Source organism: Thalassospira lucentensis (genome assembly GCF_032921865.1).
GTDB lineage: Bacteria > Pseudomonadota > Alphaproteobacteria > Rhodospirillales > Thalassospiraceae > Thalassospira > Thalassospira lucentensis_A.
The window spans coordinates 4,535,721-4,550,108 of record NZ_CP136684.1 but is presented as its reverse complement, the minus strand read 5'-3'; the positions used below and the strand labels follow the sequence as shown (position 1 = coordinate 4,550,108).

General features: G+C 56.7%; 12 protein-coding genes. 5 read left to right on the top strand and 7 right to left on the bottom strand.

The window, feature by feature from the left end; translation table 11 throughout:
* Positions 1-19: 19 nt before the first annotated feature.
* Positions 20-679: a 2-dehydro-3-deoxy-6-phosphogalactonate aldolase gene (locus R1T41_RS21860; RefSeq protein WP_317339266.1), complete on the top strand. Its 660-nt coding sequence runs from the start codon at positions 20-22 to the stop codon at positions 677-679.
* 36 nt (positions 680-715) lie between these two features.
* Here R1T41_RS21860 and R1T41_RS21855 read toward each other — a convergent pair whose 3' ends face one another.
* Positions 716-2,335 carry an inverse autotransporter beta domain-containing protein gene (locus tag R1T41_RS21855; protein WP_317339264.1) on the bottom strand — a complete coding sequence of 540 codons (1,620 nt, stop codon included), beginning with the start codon at positions 2,333-2,335 and terminating at the stop codon, positions 716-718.
* A gap of 339 nt (positions 2,336-2,674) precedes the next feature.
* On the opposite strand from R1T41_RS21855, the gene R1T41_RS21850 reads away from it, so the two are divergent.
* The 3 genes from R1T41_RS21850 to R1T41_RS21840 all read left to right on the top strand — a co-directional run bounded on the left by R1T41_RS21850 (position 2,675) and on the right by R1T41_RS21840 (position 4,218).
* Positions 2,675-3,457, top strand: a complete 783-nt coding sequence (locus R1T41_RS21850; RefSeq protein WP_062959599.1) for an SDR family oxidoreductase — start codon at positions 2,675-2,677, stop codon at positions 3,455-3,457.
* A gap of 80 nt (positions 3,458-3,537) precedes the next feature.
* Positions 3,538-3,792, top strand: a complete 255-nt coding sequence (locus tag R1T41_RS21845) for a GIY-YIG nuclease family protein (RefSeq protein ID WP_114110782.1) — start codon at positions 3,538-3,540, stop codon at positions 3,790-3,792.
* Positions 3,793-3,870: 78 nt separating this feature from the next.
* Positions 3,871-4,218: a hypothetical protein gene (locus R1T41_RS21840; protein WP_062959597.1), complete on the top strand. Its 348-nt coding sequence runs from the start codon at positions 3,871-3,873 to the stop codon at positions 4,216-4,218.
* A 47-nt stretch (positions 4,219-4,265) separates the two neighbouring features.
* Here R1T41_RS21840 and R1T41_RS21835 read toward each other — a convergent pair whose 3' ends face one another.
* Entirely contained in the window at positions 4,266-5,360 is a 1,095-nt protein-coding gene (locus R1T41_RS21835) for an ABC transporter substrate-binding protein (protein WP_317339260.1), read from the bottom strand.
* Positions 5,361-5,515: 155 nt separating this feature from the next.
* Complete coding sequence (locus tag R1T41_RS21830; RefSeq protein ID WP_317339258.1) at positions 5,516-6,151, bottom strand: CDP-alcohol phosphatidyltransferase family protein; 636 nt, start codon at positions 6,149-6,151, stop codon at positions 5,516-5,518.
* A 168-nt stretch (positions 6,152-6,319) separates the two neighbouring features.
* On the opposite strand from R1T41_RS21830, the gene R1T41_RS21825 reads away from it, so the two are divergent.
* A complete protein-coding gene (locus tag R1T41_RS21825; RefSeq protein ID WP_317339257.1) occupies positions 6,320-7,516 on the top strand; it encodes a pyridoxal phosphate-dependent aminotransferase in 1,197 nt (398 codons plus the stop codon).
* Here the strand turns inward: R1T41_RS21825 and R1T41_RS21820 are convergent.
* Genes R1T41_RS21820 through nirB form a run of 4 tightly spaced genes read right to left on the bottom strand, consistent with a single transcriptional unit; the run spans position 7,513 to position 14,053 of the window.
* Complete coding sequence (locus R1T41_RS21820; RefSeq protein ID WP_317339254.1) at positions 7,513-8,532, bottom strand: bifunctional precorrin-2 dehydrogenase/sirohydrochlorin ferrochelatase; 1,020 nt, start codon at positions 8,530-8,532, stop codon at positions 7,513-7,515. The two genes, R1T41_RS21825 and R1T41_RS21820, sit on opposite strands and share 4 nt — an antisense overlap.
* On the bottom strand, positions 8,504-11,239 hold the full coding sequence (locus tag R1T41_RS21815) for a molybdopterin-dependent oxidoreductase (protein ID WP_317339252.1): 2,736 nt from the start codon (positions 11,237-11,239) through the stop codon (positions 8,504-8,506). Before R1T41_RS21815 ends, R1T41_RS21820 begins: the two co-directional genes overlap by 29 nt.
* Complete coding sequence (gene nirD / locus R1T41_RS21810) at positions 11,229-11,579, bottom strand: nitrite reductase small subunit NirD (RefSeq protein ID WP_071240479.1); 351 nt, start codon at positions 11,577-11,579, stop codon at positions 11,229-11,231. Before nirD ends, R1T41_RS21815 begins: the two co-directional genes overlap by 11 nt.
* 5 nt (positions 11,580-11,584) lie before the next feature.
* A complete protein-coding gene (nirB, locus tag R1T41_RS21805; protein WP_317339250.1) occupies positions 11,585-14,053 on the bottom strand; it encodes a nitrite reductase large subunit NirB in 2,469 nt (822 codons plus the stop codon).
* Positions 14,054-14,388 lie beyond the last annotated feature (335 nt).

Genomic DNA, 14,388 nt, shown 5'->3' with positions numbered 1-14,388 from the left:
CAGGTTTTGCAGGTGTAAAATGGCATATCCGACTTCGGTCAATTCGCAGATCACGGACGCGGCAACCCCCGTGTCGCATCGCCGGTTGATTGCCATCCTGCGCGGCGTGAAACCCGACGAGGCGGCATCAATGGCGCGTGCCCTTGTCGATGCCGGGATCACGATGATCGAAGTGCCGCTGAATTCGCCAGAACCGCTTGAAAGCATTGTAGCGATGAAGGCCGAAGTTGGTGATGCGGCCCTGATTGGTGCCGGTACGGTCTTGACCGAGGATGACGTCGAACGGGTCAAGGCGGCACGGGGCGAGTTCATCGTGTCGCCCAATTGTGATAGTGCGGTCATCACCAAAACCAGGGAACTTGGCATGGGATCATGGCCCGGTGTTCTGACACCGAGCGAATGTTTTGCCGCGATCCGGGCCGGTGCAAGCGGGCTTAAAATCTTTCCGGCCAGCATCATCGGTGCGGAGGGCATCAAGGCAATGCGCGCCGTATTGCCAAAAGACATGCCCGTCTATGCGGTTGGCGGGGTCGGGCCGGATGATTTTGCGACCTATGCCAAGGCCGGTTGTGACGGTTTTGGGCTTGGGTCCGGCATCTATAAACCCGGTATGGCGGCCAGTGACGTTTCAAAGGCCGCCATGGCCTATGTCGCGGCGCATGATGCGGTGTTTGGTTAAAGCGTTTTGCGTTTAATCGATTAACAAACGTTTGATCTATTGGCAGTTGATGGTGCTAAAGCCCACAGAGCCTGTCGTTGCACCAGAAAGGTTGCAACTGCCATCATTTGTCGTGTTCCCGGTAGAGGCAGCGTTGAAGCTTGTTGTTCCTGCGCCACTAGAAGAAATAACAGTTTTAAGGGTGCCTGTTGAAAACGAAAACGTGTTGTTGGCAATGGTGGGGTTGGTGGAATTTGAAATGATAATTCCGACCGCACCAGCGGTATTTGATGATGGCGATATGGTGTTATTGCGAACCACCAGATTGGTTGAATTACGCGCATCAATGCCGACGCCGCCCCCCGTCGCACCGAAGGCCGTGAGCGTACTGTTTTCGATTGTGACGCCGGTTGTGTTGTCAGCGCGAACGGCAAAAATGCCAGTCCCACCGTTATCCGAATTGCTGACGGTCATTCCGATCAGTTTGGTATTGTCTCTCATTAACAGAGCATAGGGGCTATTTTGGTCCGTCGCCGCGATTTTGCCGCCAGAGACAGTCAGGATCGCTTCGCGACCGGAAGGGGATTTGACAGTGATATTGCCGGACCCGACCAGCGTTTGACCGGCAACCATATTTACCTGGGTCGTTACATCAATTGTCCCACCGATGATAACCGTGTTGGCACCTGCTGTGTCCAGTGCAGTATTCAGTGCTGCTGTGTTGGCCACCGATGAGGAGGTAATAACCGTCAATGTCTGGCCATCGGCGGTTCCGGTTGCGGTTTCAACCGGGCCGAAGGCACCGGACTGGCTGACAATATCGATATCGCGGATCACCGGTTCGGTCATACGGCGTTCCATCGGTGTCAGGCGTTTGCGGCCTGAACCAAAGAATTGCAACGGAATGCGAAGGCGTGCCGTCACGAAACCTTGTGAACCGCGCGGATTGTCATGTTGCCATTCGCTGCCGATGGAAAAGCGTGATCCGTCCCAAAGCCAGGGGACCTCGTCGAATGCCATTTCAGCCCGCAGTCGCGGACCGGTTATGTCCGCGACCTCGTCGGCAAAGAAATGATATCCACCGGCGAACAGTCTGATTTGCTGGGGTTCTTCTGGTTCATAGACCGGTAGACGCCAACCGATTTCGCCATCAAAGCCAGCCATGCTGCGTTCTTCGCCGCCAAGGAAGCTGATGGTTGTGCCCGACAGGCTGACCTCGTTCAAGGCGTCCACATTGCGAACACGACTGCCCTGCGGCACATAGGCATTGGTACGAAAATCCCAGTCGGTTGAAAGCGCCTCGGCACCGAGGGTTACCTGATTGAAGTAGTTTCCCCATTCACTTTCGCGCCGATCGAAATAGGCAATACCACCCAGATTCCAGCCGCTTTCATGCATGTGGCGGATGCCAAGGCCAAAGTTGCCTTCGCGGCCGTTGTCGTCATCAAAGCGTGCTCGAAAATTGGCAAATAACATGCTGTCATTGTTTTGAAGAAGAGGGATGAACATGTCACCTTCGCCAAGGCTGCGCTCGGTCCCGGCCTTGCCTTCAAAGTCAATATGCGAACCCCATTTCGGCACGTCCTGATCTTGCGCGATTACTGCATTGCTGGTGCCATCAACCACCAGTAATGCAAGCCACGCGGTCAAAAGACCATGAAGATTAACGGATTTCATTGTACGTTTTGCCCGACTGTCCCGGTGAACGCACCCGGTGATTATCCCATCTTATTGATTAGTTTTATGCTTTTTATTTTATGCGTTCAGTCTTCTGTTTATATCAACTCCGGGTAACTTTCAATGAAGCCATATATCTTCGGGTTACTTTTCTGGAACGGTTCCAATCATTTGCAGTAGGAAGGTCCGCCGTTCGCAGCTTGCCTGTCTCCGGGATTTGGGACGTTATTTCGGTCCATTTTGAACGATCATTCTGAAAGGACTGGAACGGGGTTTGACCCGCTTGGCAGGCCGGTCTAAATTCCTGCCATTGCAAGAACTCCAGAATGGGAGGATCCATTGGATCTGGGAATCAAGGGCCGCAAGGCGATTGTCTGCGCGTCATCAAAGGGACTTGGGCGTGGTTGCGCGATCAAGCTGGCGGAAGCGGGTGTTGATCTGACGCTGAATGCGCGTTCCGAAGGGCCGTTAAACGAAACGGCGGAATATATCCGCGATACGTTTGGTGTGAAAGTCACCACGGTTGCGTGTGACATCACCACCGAAGAGGGTCGCAACAAGGTTCTGGCGGCCGAAGGCATGCCCGATATTCTGGTCAATAATGCCGGTGGTCCGCCGCCCGGTGTCTGGTCCGACTGGGGACAGAAGGAATGGGAGGCGGCGGTTCAGTCCAACATGCTGACCCCGATTCTGCTGGCGACCGCGGTTTTGCCGGGCATGATTTCGCGCAAATGGGGCCGGATCGTCAATATCACGTCGGGTTCGGTCAAATCGCCGATCCCGCATCTGGGGCTTTCGAATGCCGCACGGGCCGGGTTGACCGGCTTTGTGGCCGGGACCGCACGCCAGGTGGCCAAGGATGGCGTGATCATGAATAACCTGCTGCCGGGGCAGCATGATACGGATCGTATCAATGCATTGATGACCAATCGGGCCAAGAACGAGGATATCAGCCTTGACGAGGCGCGCGCCAAAACGCAGGCGGGTCTTCCGACCGGGCGTTTTGGTGATCCGATTGATTTCGGGGCGACCTGTGCCTTCATGTGCAGCGAACACGCAAAATTCATGGTCGGTCAAAACATTCTGCTTGATGGTGGGGCCTTCAACTCCACCATGGGCTGATATGTCGTCTTACGCTACAGGGCGGTCTGCAACGAAATCCAGCATATCACCAAATGCCCGGCGCAAAGGGTGGTGCTAGCATGGCGTCATTCACCTTTGTCTATGTGTTGCGCGAGCGGGAGGTTCCCCGCCCGCGCACCTATGTCGGCTGGTCAACCGATGTCGAGGCCCGGCTTGCCACGCACAATAGCGGCAAGGGAGCCAAGACGACGCGCGGGCGGCAATGGGACCTTGTTTATGTCGAACGGTTCCGCACCTTTGGCGAGGCGATGAGCCGCGAATGGCATTTGAAGCGCGACCGGAAATTGCGCAAAATGCTGGCAGGTGATGGGTAATATACAAATCAGGGCTTGAATATTTGCGCGCACTCGCAGATATGTGGGCCAACAGTTTGAAACCATCAGGACGACATCATGCCGGTAGAACGCAAAAATCCGCTGAAGCTCAATAACCTGCAGCTGCGCACGCTTGTGCTGGCGCAGATTATCGCCAAGGACCCGAATTCGGGTTCGATTGACGAGGCCACCGGTGATGCGACCCTTTTGCGCATTCCGCATGCGCATGGTGATCATGTCCATGTTGGCAAGTTCGTGGTTGCCGCGCGTGATGCCAGCGGCTTTGCCAACCCGGCGGTCTGGGTTGCCCTGGCCCGCAAGGGACTGGTGCGTGAAGGGTATCCGGCCAGCATCGTCCTGACCCGCGAGGGCATGGAATACAATACCGGCCTTGCCGAGAATTTTGTCGAAGAGTCAGATCACTGATCTGTCACTCCGGACCAACGAAAAGCCCCGATCCGTCGGGGCTTTTTTTATTCCAGAATGAACTGCCCGTTTTTGATTTTCACGAAGTAGGCATTGCGTTTTCCGTCACCGAACTGATCAAACATCAATTCCTGATGCAGGCCCTGTTGCGGTGGCAGGGTCACAAGCGCATCCGAAAGCGGTTGATCGGGGGCCCGGGTTTCCATGGCGGCGGTCAGGACCGTCATTGCGTCATAGGCCAGGACACTTGTATAGCCAGGCTGTTCATTGAATTTCTGACGGTAATCGGCGACAAATTTCTGATAGCGCGGATTGGTGGCATAACGATCATAGGTTTGCAGCAGTTCCATGCCTTCGACAGCGTCCCCGCCAAGGGTGATCAATTGTTCGGTGCCGGCCCATTCGGCGGTCGAAAGTGGGATATCTTGATCTGTTTTGCGGATTTCCTTTGCCAGTTCGGCACTGTCGACACCGTTGGCAACAAAGATGATCGTATCGGGATTATCGGCCAGAAGTTGCCGGGCGACATCCGGTTTGGTGGTATCGGCGGTGTTGAACCAGACTTTCGAGAGAACCCGACCGCCGAGCTTGTCAAAGGTCAGCAGGAATTCACGGTACCAGCTTTCGGTGAAGGCTTCGTTTTCACCGTCCAGGGCAAGGGAAATGCGCATGCGCCCCTTGTCGATGTTACGTCTGGCGTAGGCATCGGCATTTTCCCGCGTGGTTGAATTCATGCGGAAAAAGTTATCGCGAAGGCCGGTGAATTCTGCAGCGGAGGCGGTCGGTGAAATGGTCACGATATCAAGTTCGTTGACCACCGGCAGCATTGCCATGCCGACCGAGCTTATGATTGGTCCGATAATGGCGGTCACGCCAAGTTCCTTGAATTCGCGAACCGCTGCCTTTGCCGTTTCGGGATTTTTCTGATCATCGCGTGCGATGATTTCAAGTTTGCGACCGTGAATGCCGCCTTGCTGGTTCACCTGTTCCACGGCAAGTTCAAGCGCATGAAGTGCCGCAATTCCGGTATCGGCACCGTCACCGGAAATACCGGCAATGAAACCGATTTTGATCGGGCCGCTTTCCCCACAGCCAAACAGCATCATCGCAGCCGCGACGATGGCACAAAAACGGATGGACAATCCGGGCTTCTTTACCGGTCTTGATGCGCGATCTTCGTGCTTGTTCATATTTTGCCGAACCGGTTGAAAAAGAAGATTATTGTTTGTGTTATCAGACTGTTTGATATGGCGCGCGCCGATCACGACTTCAAGTTTCCCCAACGCGGATGTTTGCCTTATCCGAAGTCCCGACGTGCCTGCATTACGCGGCCCGCCGTCGTCAGTAGACATAACGCCCCGAAAATCCCGGCAATCTGATTAAACCATTGCGGGAAAACGCATATTAGCACAAGAATCAGGATGGTTTCGCTGCCTTCTGTAATGCCGGTCAGGTAATAGAAGCTTTTCTTGCCCTGTTTTTCATGGTTGCGGCCGGTTTTGGCCGCGATGATCGCATAGGCCAGAAAGCTTGATCCGGTGCCGACAAAACAGAAAATCAGAAATGCCGCCATAAGGGCGTGTTCCGGCCGTCCGATGGCAAAGGCCAGAATGATACCGGCATAAAACAGGAAATCGGCGACAATATCGTAATAGCCGCCAAGGTCGCTTTCCTGTGATTTTGATCCGGCATGGCGGGACCGGGGCTGGGTATGGCGGGCAACGGCGCCGTCAAGACCATCCATGATGCGGCTGAGTATAATCAGGCCAAGCGCGATGTGATCAAGCCGGAAGGCGAGTGCGGCTGCAGCCAGAAGACCAAGGACAAAACCAAGGCCGGTGACCATGTTGGGCGTAATGCCGCTTCCCGATAGCTGGCGGGCGACGGCATTGAGCGGTTTGTCGATCAGGGGGCGCAGGCGGGCATCAAACATTTTGGTTTCCGGTTAAATCATTGCAGGCACATCATAATCCTATCACGGTCTTTGGGGAAATCATGCACGTGTGATGATGCCGGTTGAAAATTGTCCGATTGACGGGGCGTTGAAAACGGGATTGGCTATCGGTTGGAAAACCTTTGATCTCTTATCGGTGCGCTCCAGATGTCCGTTTCAGATGCCCAGCCTGTTTCCCCGTTTGCTGCAAACGGCATTCGACATGACGTGCGTGACATTGGCGCGTCGCTGATCCGCGAGGTTGCCCATCTGGGTATGGGACGCGAAAATATCGTGCCGCTATGGTTTGGCGAACCCGATCAGCCGACCCCGGAATTCATTCGCAAGGCGGCGATTTCGGCCCTTGAGGCGGGCGATACTTTTTATCAGCCCAACCGGGGGATCACGCCGCTTCGCGATGCGCTGGCGGTTTATGGCAATCGTCTTTATGGCACGGCACTTGATCGTCAAAACATCACCGTGACGGTATCGGGGCTAAATGCCCTGATGATTGCGATGCAGTCGATCCTGAAGGCGGGCGACAGGATGGTGACCACAGCCCCAATCTGGCCCAACATTGTTGCCATGCCAAAGGTTCTGGGTGCGCAGGTGACAACCGTGCCGTTGCGGTCCGGGAATGATGGCTGGCAGCTTGATATTGATGAATTCATTGCCGCCTGTGCGCCCGATACGCGCGCCATACTGATCAATTCGCCGAATAATCCGACCGGTTGGGTCATGCCCGCGGAGGACCAGAAAAAGCTGGTCGAATTTGCCACTGAACGAGGCATTTGGTTGATCGCGGATGAGGTTTATGCGCGCCTGATCTATGACGGATCGGACGTGGCCCCGTCATTTGTGCCCTATGTCAGCGACGATACGCGGATCATGGTGATCAACAGCTTTTCCAAAAGCTGGGCGATGACCGGCTGGCGGTTGGGTTGGATCACTGCACCCAAGGGGGTTGGCAGTGAACTTGAAAAGCTGATGGAATTCAATGTGTCCTGCCCGGCGGGGTTCATTCAGCAGGCGGGGATTGTAGCGCTTGAGGAAGGCGAGGAATTTGTTGCGGGCTCGCGCGCCAGATATAGCCGTGCACGTGCAGCAATCATCGAACGGTTGCGCGACATGAACCGCATCCACCTGCCCGAAGCAGACGGCGCATTCTATGCGTTTTTCCGGGTTGATGGGGTTGAGGATACGCTTTCCTTTGCCAAGGATCTTTTGCTGTCCGAGGGCATCGGCCTTGCGCCCGGCGAGGCATTCGGGCCAGAGGGGGCAGGCCATATCCGTGCCTGTTACGCGGTATCGGAAGACCGCATTCACAAGGCGATGGACGGACTGGCCCGGTTTTTGAAGCGTTAGTTTCGATACAGGCAGGTGATATTGCTGCCTTGCCGGGCGAAAAAGGCGGCCTGGTGTTTCAGGCGTTCGCGGGCGTCGTCATCGATGTTTCCATCATCGCCGGTGCTTTCGAGTTCGATCACGGTGGCGTCGCGGCGGGCGAGGCCCAGAATGTCGGGTGCTATGCCGGGCATGTGGAAGATGATGTCGGATGTTTCAATCGCGCGTGCAATGCCATGGGCAAGGTCAAAGGCATTGTCGGCCGTGACATCAGCATGCAGGATCTGGCCGCCCGGAACGGTGGCGGAACTGCCTTCGGGGACGAAGCGGGTCAGGGCGGCGTCAAGGTCCTGCGGGGTGCTTTGCGTCAGGTGGGTGTCCTGCAAACCGTTCTGGAAAAAATGTGTCCAGAACCGCTGTCTTGCGACATTGTCGGGCAGGTGGGCGGCAACGCGACGGCGTGCGCTGCGGGCGAGGCTTGCCAATTGTGACATCGAGGCGGGCAGGGTGGTTTCAAGGCGTTGGCGGATGATGCGGGCCAGTGCCGGGGCGCAGCCGCCCGTCGAGATCGTGACCATCACCGGTGCCCGGTCAAGGATTGCAGGGACGATGAAATCGCAATGTTCGGTCTTGTCGACGACATTCAAAAGGATGTTGCGCCGTTTGGCCGCGATCTTGACCCGGCGGGTCATGTGCATGTCATCGGCGGCGTCAAAGATCATCACCGCGCCATTTAGCATGGTATCGACAAACGGGGCTGCTTCCCAACGGATCGCGCCGGTATCGACCATCGTTGCGATGTCGGTGCACAGTTCCGGGGCGATGACGGTAATATCGGCCTGACTGCGCAGCAAAAGGAGGAGTTTGCCCGCCGCGACCTCACCCCCGCCCAGCACGACGACCTTTTTGCCGGTGACATGGACGAAGGCCGGAAAGAAGGGGAAGGTTTCCCGGTTTTCCGTTTCAGGGCCATACAGGTTTTCGGGTTTGGCCGGTTTATACTGCTGCTTATTCTGCGGCGCGCGGTAATGCGTCATCAAGAATCTCCTTGAGTTCGGGCAGGCAGGAGCCGCATCCGGTTCCGGCTTGCAACAGGCGACCGATATCGGCGGTGCTGACCGCATTCTGGTCATGGATGGCGCGTGTGATGGCCGCCAGCCCGACCGAGAAGCACGAACAGATCAAACGATCATTGATGGCCCCGGCATCGGGCATACGCCCGGCAAGCAGGGCATTGCGTTCCGGGCCGCTGATCGCATCATTGCCAAGCAGTGCCGATATCCAGTCCCGGCCAAGGGTTGGGCGATCCGGGCCGACAAAAAGTGCACCCGTGATGCGGTCGCCATTCAGGCGGGCATAGCGATGAACGCCTTTTTTGCCGTCGTTATATTCAATGATGTGTTCGATGGCGTTTTCATCACCAATATTGTTCGTCGCCATCGGCAGCATGGATTTGAACAGGCAGGGTCTGTCACCGGCGATTTCATAAATCATGCAGCCGGGGCCGGTTGCCGCCACCCAATAGGGCAGGTCTGAAAGATCAACCGGCGTGTTGGAAAACAGCAATCCCTGCCACAGCGGTTCAAACGGTTCGATGGAAACCGGGATATGTTTGGTTTCCGGTTGTCCGGAATAGGGATCAACATGGGCGGTTGGCAAACGCCCGATACCGCCCGCCGATGAATAAACATCGTTCCAGTGCATCGGCATGAAGACTTCGCCGGGCATCTGGGCGTCTGATACAGACACGCGCATCAATGCGGTGCCGCGTTTGCTTCTGATCCGGGCAAGGCCGCCATCGGTCAGCTTGTAACGCTTGGCATCAAGGATATTGACTTCGAGCAGCGGTTCGGGCCGATGGGCCGAAAGGCGCGCGGCGGTGCCAGTACGGGTCATGGTGTGCCATTGGTCGCGATACCGGCCGCTATTGGCGATCAGCGGGAATTCCTTGCCGGGTTGCGACATGGGCAGTTTATGCGCGACCGCCAGCATACGGGCCCGCCCGTTTGAGGTGGTGAAAATGCCATTGCCATACAGGCGTTCGGCTCCGCCAGCGGGTTGATGTTTGCGCGATGCGGGCCATTGGAAGGGTTCCATGGCGTCATAGGTCGATTTCTTTGCCTTGTGCCACTGGCCGATATCAAAGGCGCGCATGCCGTCATTTTCAAATTCCGACAGGGCGGCATGTTCGGCGAAAATATCGGCAGGATCGCGGTATTTGAACGCCTTGCCATATCCCATGGCGCGTGCGACCTGCGTCATGATCCACCAGTCGGGTTTGGCGTCACCCTGTAGTTCGCGGAACGGGCGTTGGCGGGAAATGCGGCGTTCGGAATTGGTGACCGTGCCGGATTTTTCGGCCCACCCGGCAGCGGGAAGTTTGATATGGGCATAACGCAGCGTGTCGGTATCGTTCACCGTGTCGGACACGATGACAAGCGGGCAGCGCGACAGGGCAAGACGGACGCGGTCCGCATCGGGCAGGCTGACGGCAGGGTTGGTTGCCATGACCCAGACGGCCTTGATTTCACCGCGTTCGATGGCGCGGAACATATCAACCGCCTTGTATCCCTCGCCCGGTTCCAGAATATCGGATTTCCAGAACCGGCGGACCCGGTCAACGTCGTTAACATCGTTCGGGTCCATATGGGCGGCAAGCTGGTTGGCAAGGCCGCCGACCTCGCGTCCGCCCATGGCGTTTGGCTGGCCTGTGACGGAAAACGGGCTTGAACCCGGTTTGCCGACCCGTCCGGTCGCCAGATGGGTATTGATGATCGCATTGACCTTGTCAGAGCCGCTGCTGGACTGGTTGACACCTTGCGAAAACACGGTGACCGTGCGGTCAAAGGCGGCAAACCAGTTAAAGAACGTTTCCAGTTTCCCCAGACCCGAGCCGTCATGATCGGCGTACGCGCTGATCTCGGAAGGATAATCGAGGCCGCATTTTTTTGCTGTACTCTCGATATCGGGGCAGTCCGCGCGCGCCTCGGCGATGGCGGTTTCATAGCCGCTGACATGGCGGGCGACATATTGAAGGTCGCAATGACCGTTCTGGTCAAGCCATGCCAGCAGGCCGTTAAACAGGGCAACGTCGCTGCCCGGTTTGATTGGCAGGTGCAGATCGGCGATGTCGCAGCTTGCGGTTTTGCGCGGATCGATCACGACGATTTTGGTGCCGTGCTTTTCCCTGGCTGCGCGCAAACGCTGGTTCAGGACCGGATGGCACCATGCCAGGTTCGATCCGGTCAGAACGACCAGATCGGCAATTTCCAGGTCTTCGTAACATCCCGGTACAACATCGGCACCAAAGGCACGTTTATGCCCGACCACGGTTGATGCCATGCAAAGCCGGGAATTGGTATCGATATGCGGCGACCCGATGAAGCCCTTGATCAGCTTGTTGGCGATATAATAGTCCTCGGTCAATAACTGACCGGAAACATAGAACGCCACCGATTTCGGGCCGTGTTTCTGAATGGTCGCGCGCAGGCGATCCGCGGTTTCCTGTGTTGCTGTCGGCCAGTCGACGGTTTTGCCGTCGATTTCGGGTTTCAGCAGGCGGAAATCGCGCTTCATCTCGGCGGTGATCGTATCGATCAGGGCGGCACCCTTTGAGCATAACCGGCCCCGGTTGGCCGGGTGATCGGGGTCGCCCCCGACCGCCCAGCCGTCCCGGGTGGGGGAGACGATCAGGCCGCAGCCAACACCGCAATAAGGACAGGTGGTTTTAACCTCACCCCGCATGGCGCAGACCGATTTGTTCCGCCGTCAGGCCGATATGAACCGTGCCGTCAATGACGCGCAGTTCCACCTTGGCCGCACAGCCGTCATCGGGGCCCTGTGCCTCGCCGGTTTCAAGCGAAAAGACCATGTTATGCAGCGGGCAGGTGACGAAATGACCATGCACGATCCCCTGTGCCAGCGGCCCGTCCTTGTGCGGGCAGCGATCCAGAAGGGCATAGACCTGATCATCAAGGGTTCTGAAAATCGCGATGCGATCAGTTTCGGTCTGAAAGGTGCGGGCCCCCTGAAGCGGGATATTGGCGACCGGTCCGACATTTACCCAGTTTACGATATCCGTCATTGCCGTTACTCCGCTGCGATCAGGGAAAGGGATTTGAATTCGTGCGCATCCACGCCCTGGCTGGCGCGTTCGGCCCACGGATCGACCTGCGCCGTTTTCTGGCTTTCCATGAAACGTTCAAACAGGGCGGCGCGATTTTTGGCATCATCGACCACACGTTCCTGAACATGTTTCAGGCCAACACGTTCGATCCACGGTGCGGTGCGTTCCAGATAGCGGGCTTCTTCGCGGTAAAGCTGGATGAAGGCACCGCAATATTCTTTTACTTCCTGATCGGTTGTGACCTTGCACAGAAGTTCGGTCGCACGGACATGAATGCCGCCATTGCCGCCGACATGAAGGTCCCAGCCGCCATCGGTTGCGACAACGCCAAAATCCTTGATCGTGGCTTCGGCGCAGTTACGCGGACAACCTGATACTGCCATCTTGAATTTGTGGGGCATCCACGAACCCCAGGTCATTTTTTCAAGGTCGACGGCCATGCTCATCGACATCTGGGTGCCAAAGCGGCACCATTCCTGTCCGACACAGCTTTTGACCGTGCGAAGGGACTTGCCATAGGCGTGCCCCGAAACCATCCCGGCCGCATTCAGATCGGCCCAGACGGCAGGCAGGTCTTCTTTTTTTACACCCAGAAGGTCAATGCGCTGCCCGCCGGTGACCTTAACGGTCGGGATATTGAATTTGTCGGCGACATCGGCAATGGCGCGCAATTCGCGCGGGTTGGTCAGGCCACCCCACATGCGCGGCACCACCGAATAGGTGCCGTCTTTCTGAATGTTGGCATGGACGCGTTCATTAATGAAGCGCGACGCACCATGATCGGCATATTCACCCGGCCATGCGGCGAGCAGGTAATAGTTCAGCGCCGGGCGGCAGACATGGCAGCCGTCCGATGATTTCCATTCCAGTTCCTGCATGACGGCAGGCATGGATTTCAGTTCCTTGGCCTTGATCAGGCGACGGACATTGTCATGGTCATGATCGGTACAGGTGCAGATCGGTTTGACCGCAGCCGCCTGATAATCACCGCCAAGGGTTGCCGCCAGAAGGTTTTCGACAAGGCCGCTGCATGAACCACAGGATGCGGATGCCTTGGTGTGGCCTTTGACTTCGTCAAGCGTTGTCAGGCCCTTTTCGGTGATGGCGGAAACGATGGTTCCCTTGCAAATGCCGTTGCAGCCACAAATCTCTGCGTCGTCTGGCAGGGCGGCAACGGCATCAAGAGGGTTTCCGGCGGATCCTCCGGCAAAGGCTTGGCCAAAGGCAAGGGTATCGCGAAGCTCGGTCACGTCCTGAGCATCTTTCATCAGCTGGAAATACCAGCCGCCATCGGATGTATCGCCATAAAGGACGGCACCCTTGATCCTGCCGTCTTCCAGAACGATGCGTTTGTAAACGCCGCGTCCGGCATCGCGGAAGACGATTTCTTCGGTTTCGCCACCGCCGGAAAAATCACCGGCGGAAAAAACATCGACCCCGGTGACTTTCAGTTTGGTCGAGGTGACCGAACCGGCATAGCCATTGGTTGCGATTTCGGCCAGATGATCGGCACAGGATTTTGCCATTTCAAACAGCGGTGCAACAAGGCCATAGCACTGGCCGCGATGCTGCACGCATTCGCCAACGGCAAAGATATCCGGATCACTGGTGGTCATGACATCGTCAACGACAATGCCGCGTTCGACGGTCAGTCCCGCGTCTGCGGCAAGGCGCCCGTTGGGGCGGATGCCAACAGCCATGACCACCAGATCAGCCGGGATCATGCGCCCGTCCTTAAGCCGGACGCCGGTTACGCAATCGGTGCCGACGATTTCGGCGGTGTCGGCCTCGGTAATGACATTGATGCCCCGACGGCCAAGTTCCTGCGCGAGAAGGTAACCGGCCGACGGATCAAGCTGGCGTTCCATCACATGGCCCGCCAGATGCAGGACCGTGACCGACATGCCACGCGCCTGCAGGCCGACGGCGGCCTCAAGACCCAGAAGACCGCCACCGATGACGACAGCAGGGCCGCCATTCGCCGCGGTTTTCAGCATGGTATCGACATCATCGACATCGCGGAAGGTGACAACGCCCGAAAGCTTGTGGCCGGGGACCGGGATCATGATCGGGTCGGAACCGGTGGCCAGCAGAAGCTGGTCATAGGCGGTTTCGGTGCCGCTTCTGGAGATGACGACCTTGCGGGTGCGGTCGATTTCAATCACCGGATCGCCGGAAAACAGATGGATGCGGTTTTCCTGATACCATTCGGCGGTGTTGATGACGATATCGTCGAATTCCTTTTCGCCCGACAGAAGCGGGGATAGCATGATGCGGTTATAGTTCACGCGTGGCTCGGCCCCGAAAACGGTGATTTCGTATTTGTCAGGGGCGCGACCGAGGATTTCCTCGACGGTGCGCATGCCGGCCATGCCGTTGCCGATGACGACAAGGCGGGGTTTCTTGGTAAGTGCTGCAGGGACGTGGTTCATTTGTCTCTGGCTCCTGATCGCGGGAAGCGAATTGGCAAAAAAAAACGCCCGGTGCGCACTGCCTGTCAAAAAGGCAATCTCGCAACGGACGTCGTTATCCGGGTGAACCCGCCATTGGATTCTATATAGGGGTTTGGCATTTCTGCCGCGGCAGCAGGCGACCTTGCCCGCGCTCTTGCCCCTTACTATACAAGTTGCGTGCCAGAACTGCAGATTGCGCCGAAAAACTTGCAAAATACTGATTTAAAATAAGATTTTTGATGTCTGCGGGATAAGCAAAAATTGCATGAAACCTGTGATTGTTTAAAAAATAACCACACGCAAAATGATGAGAT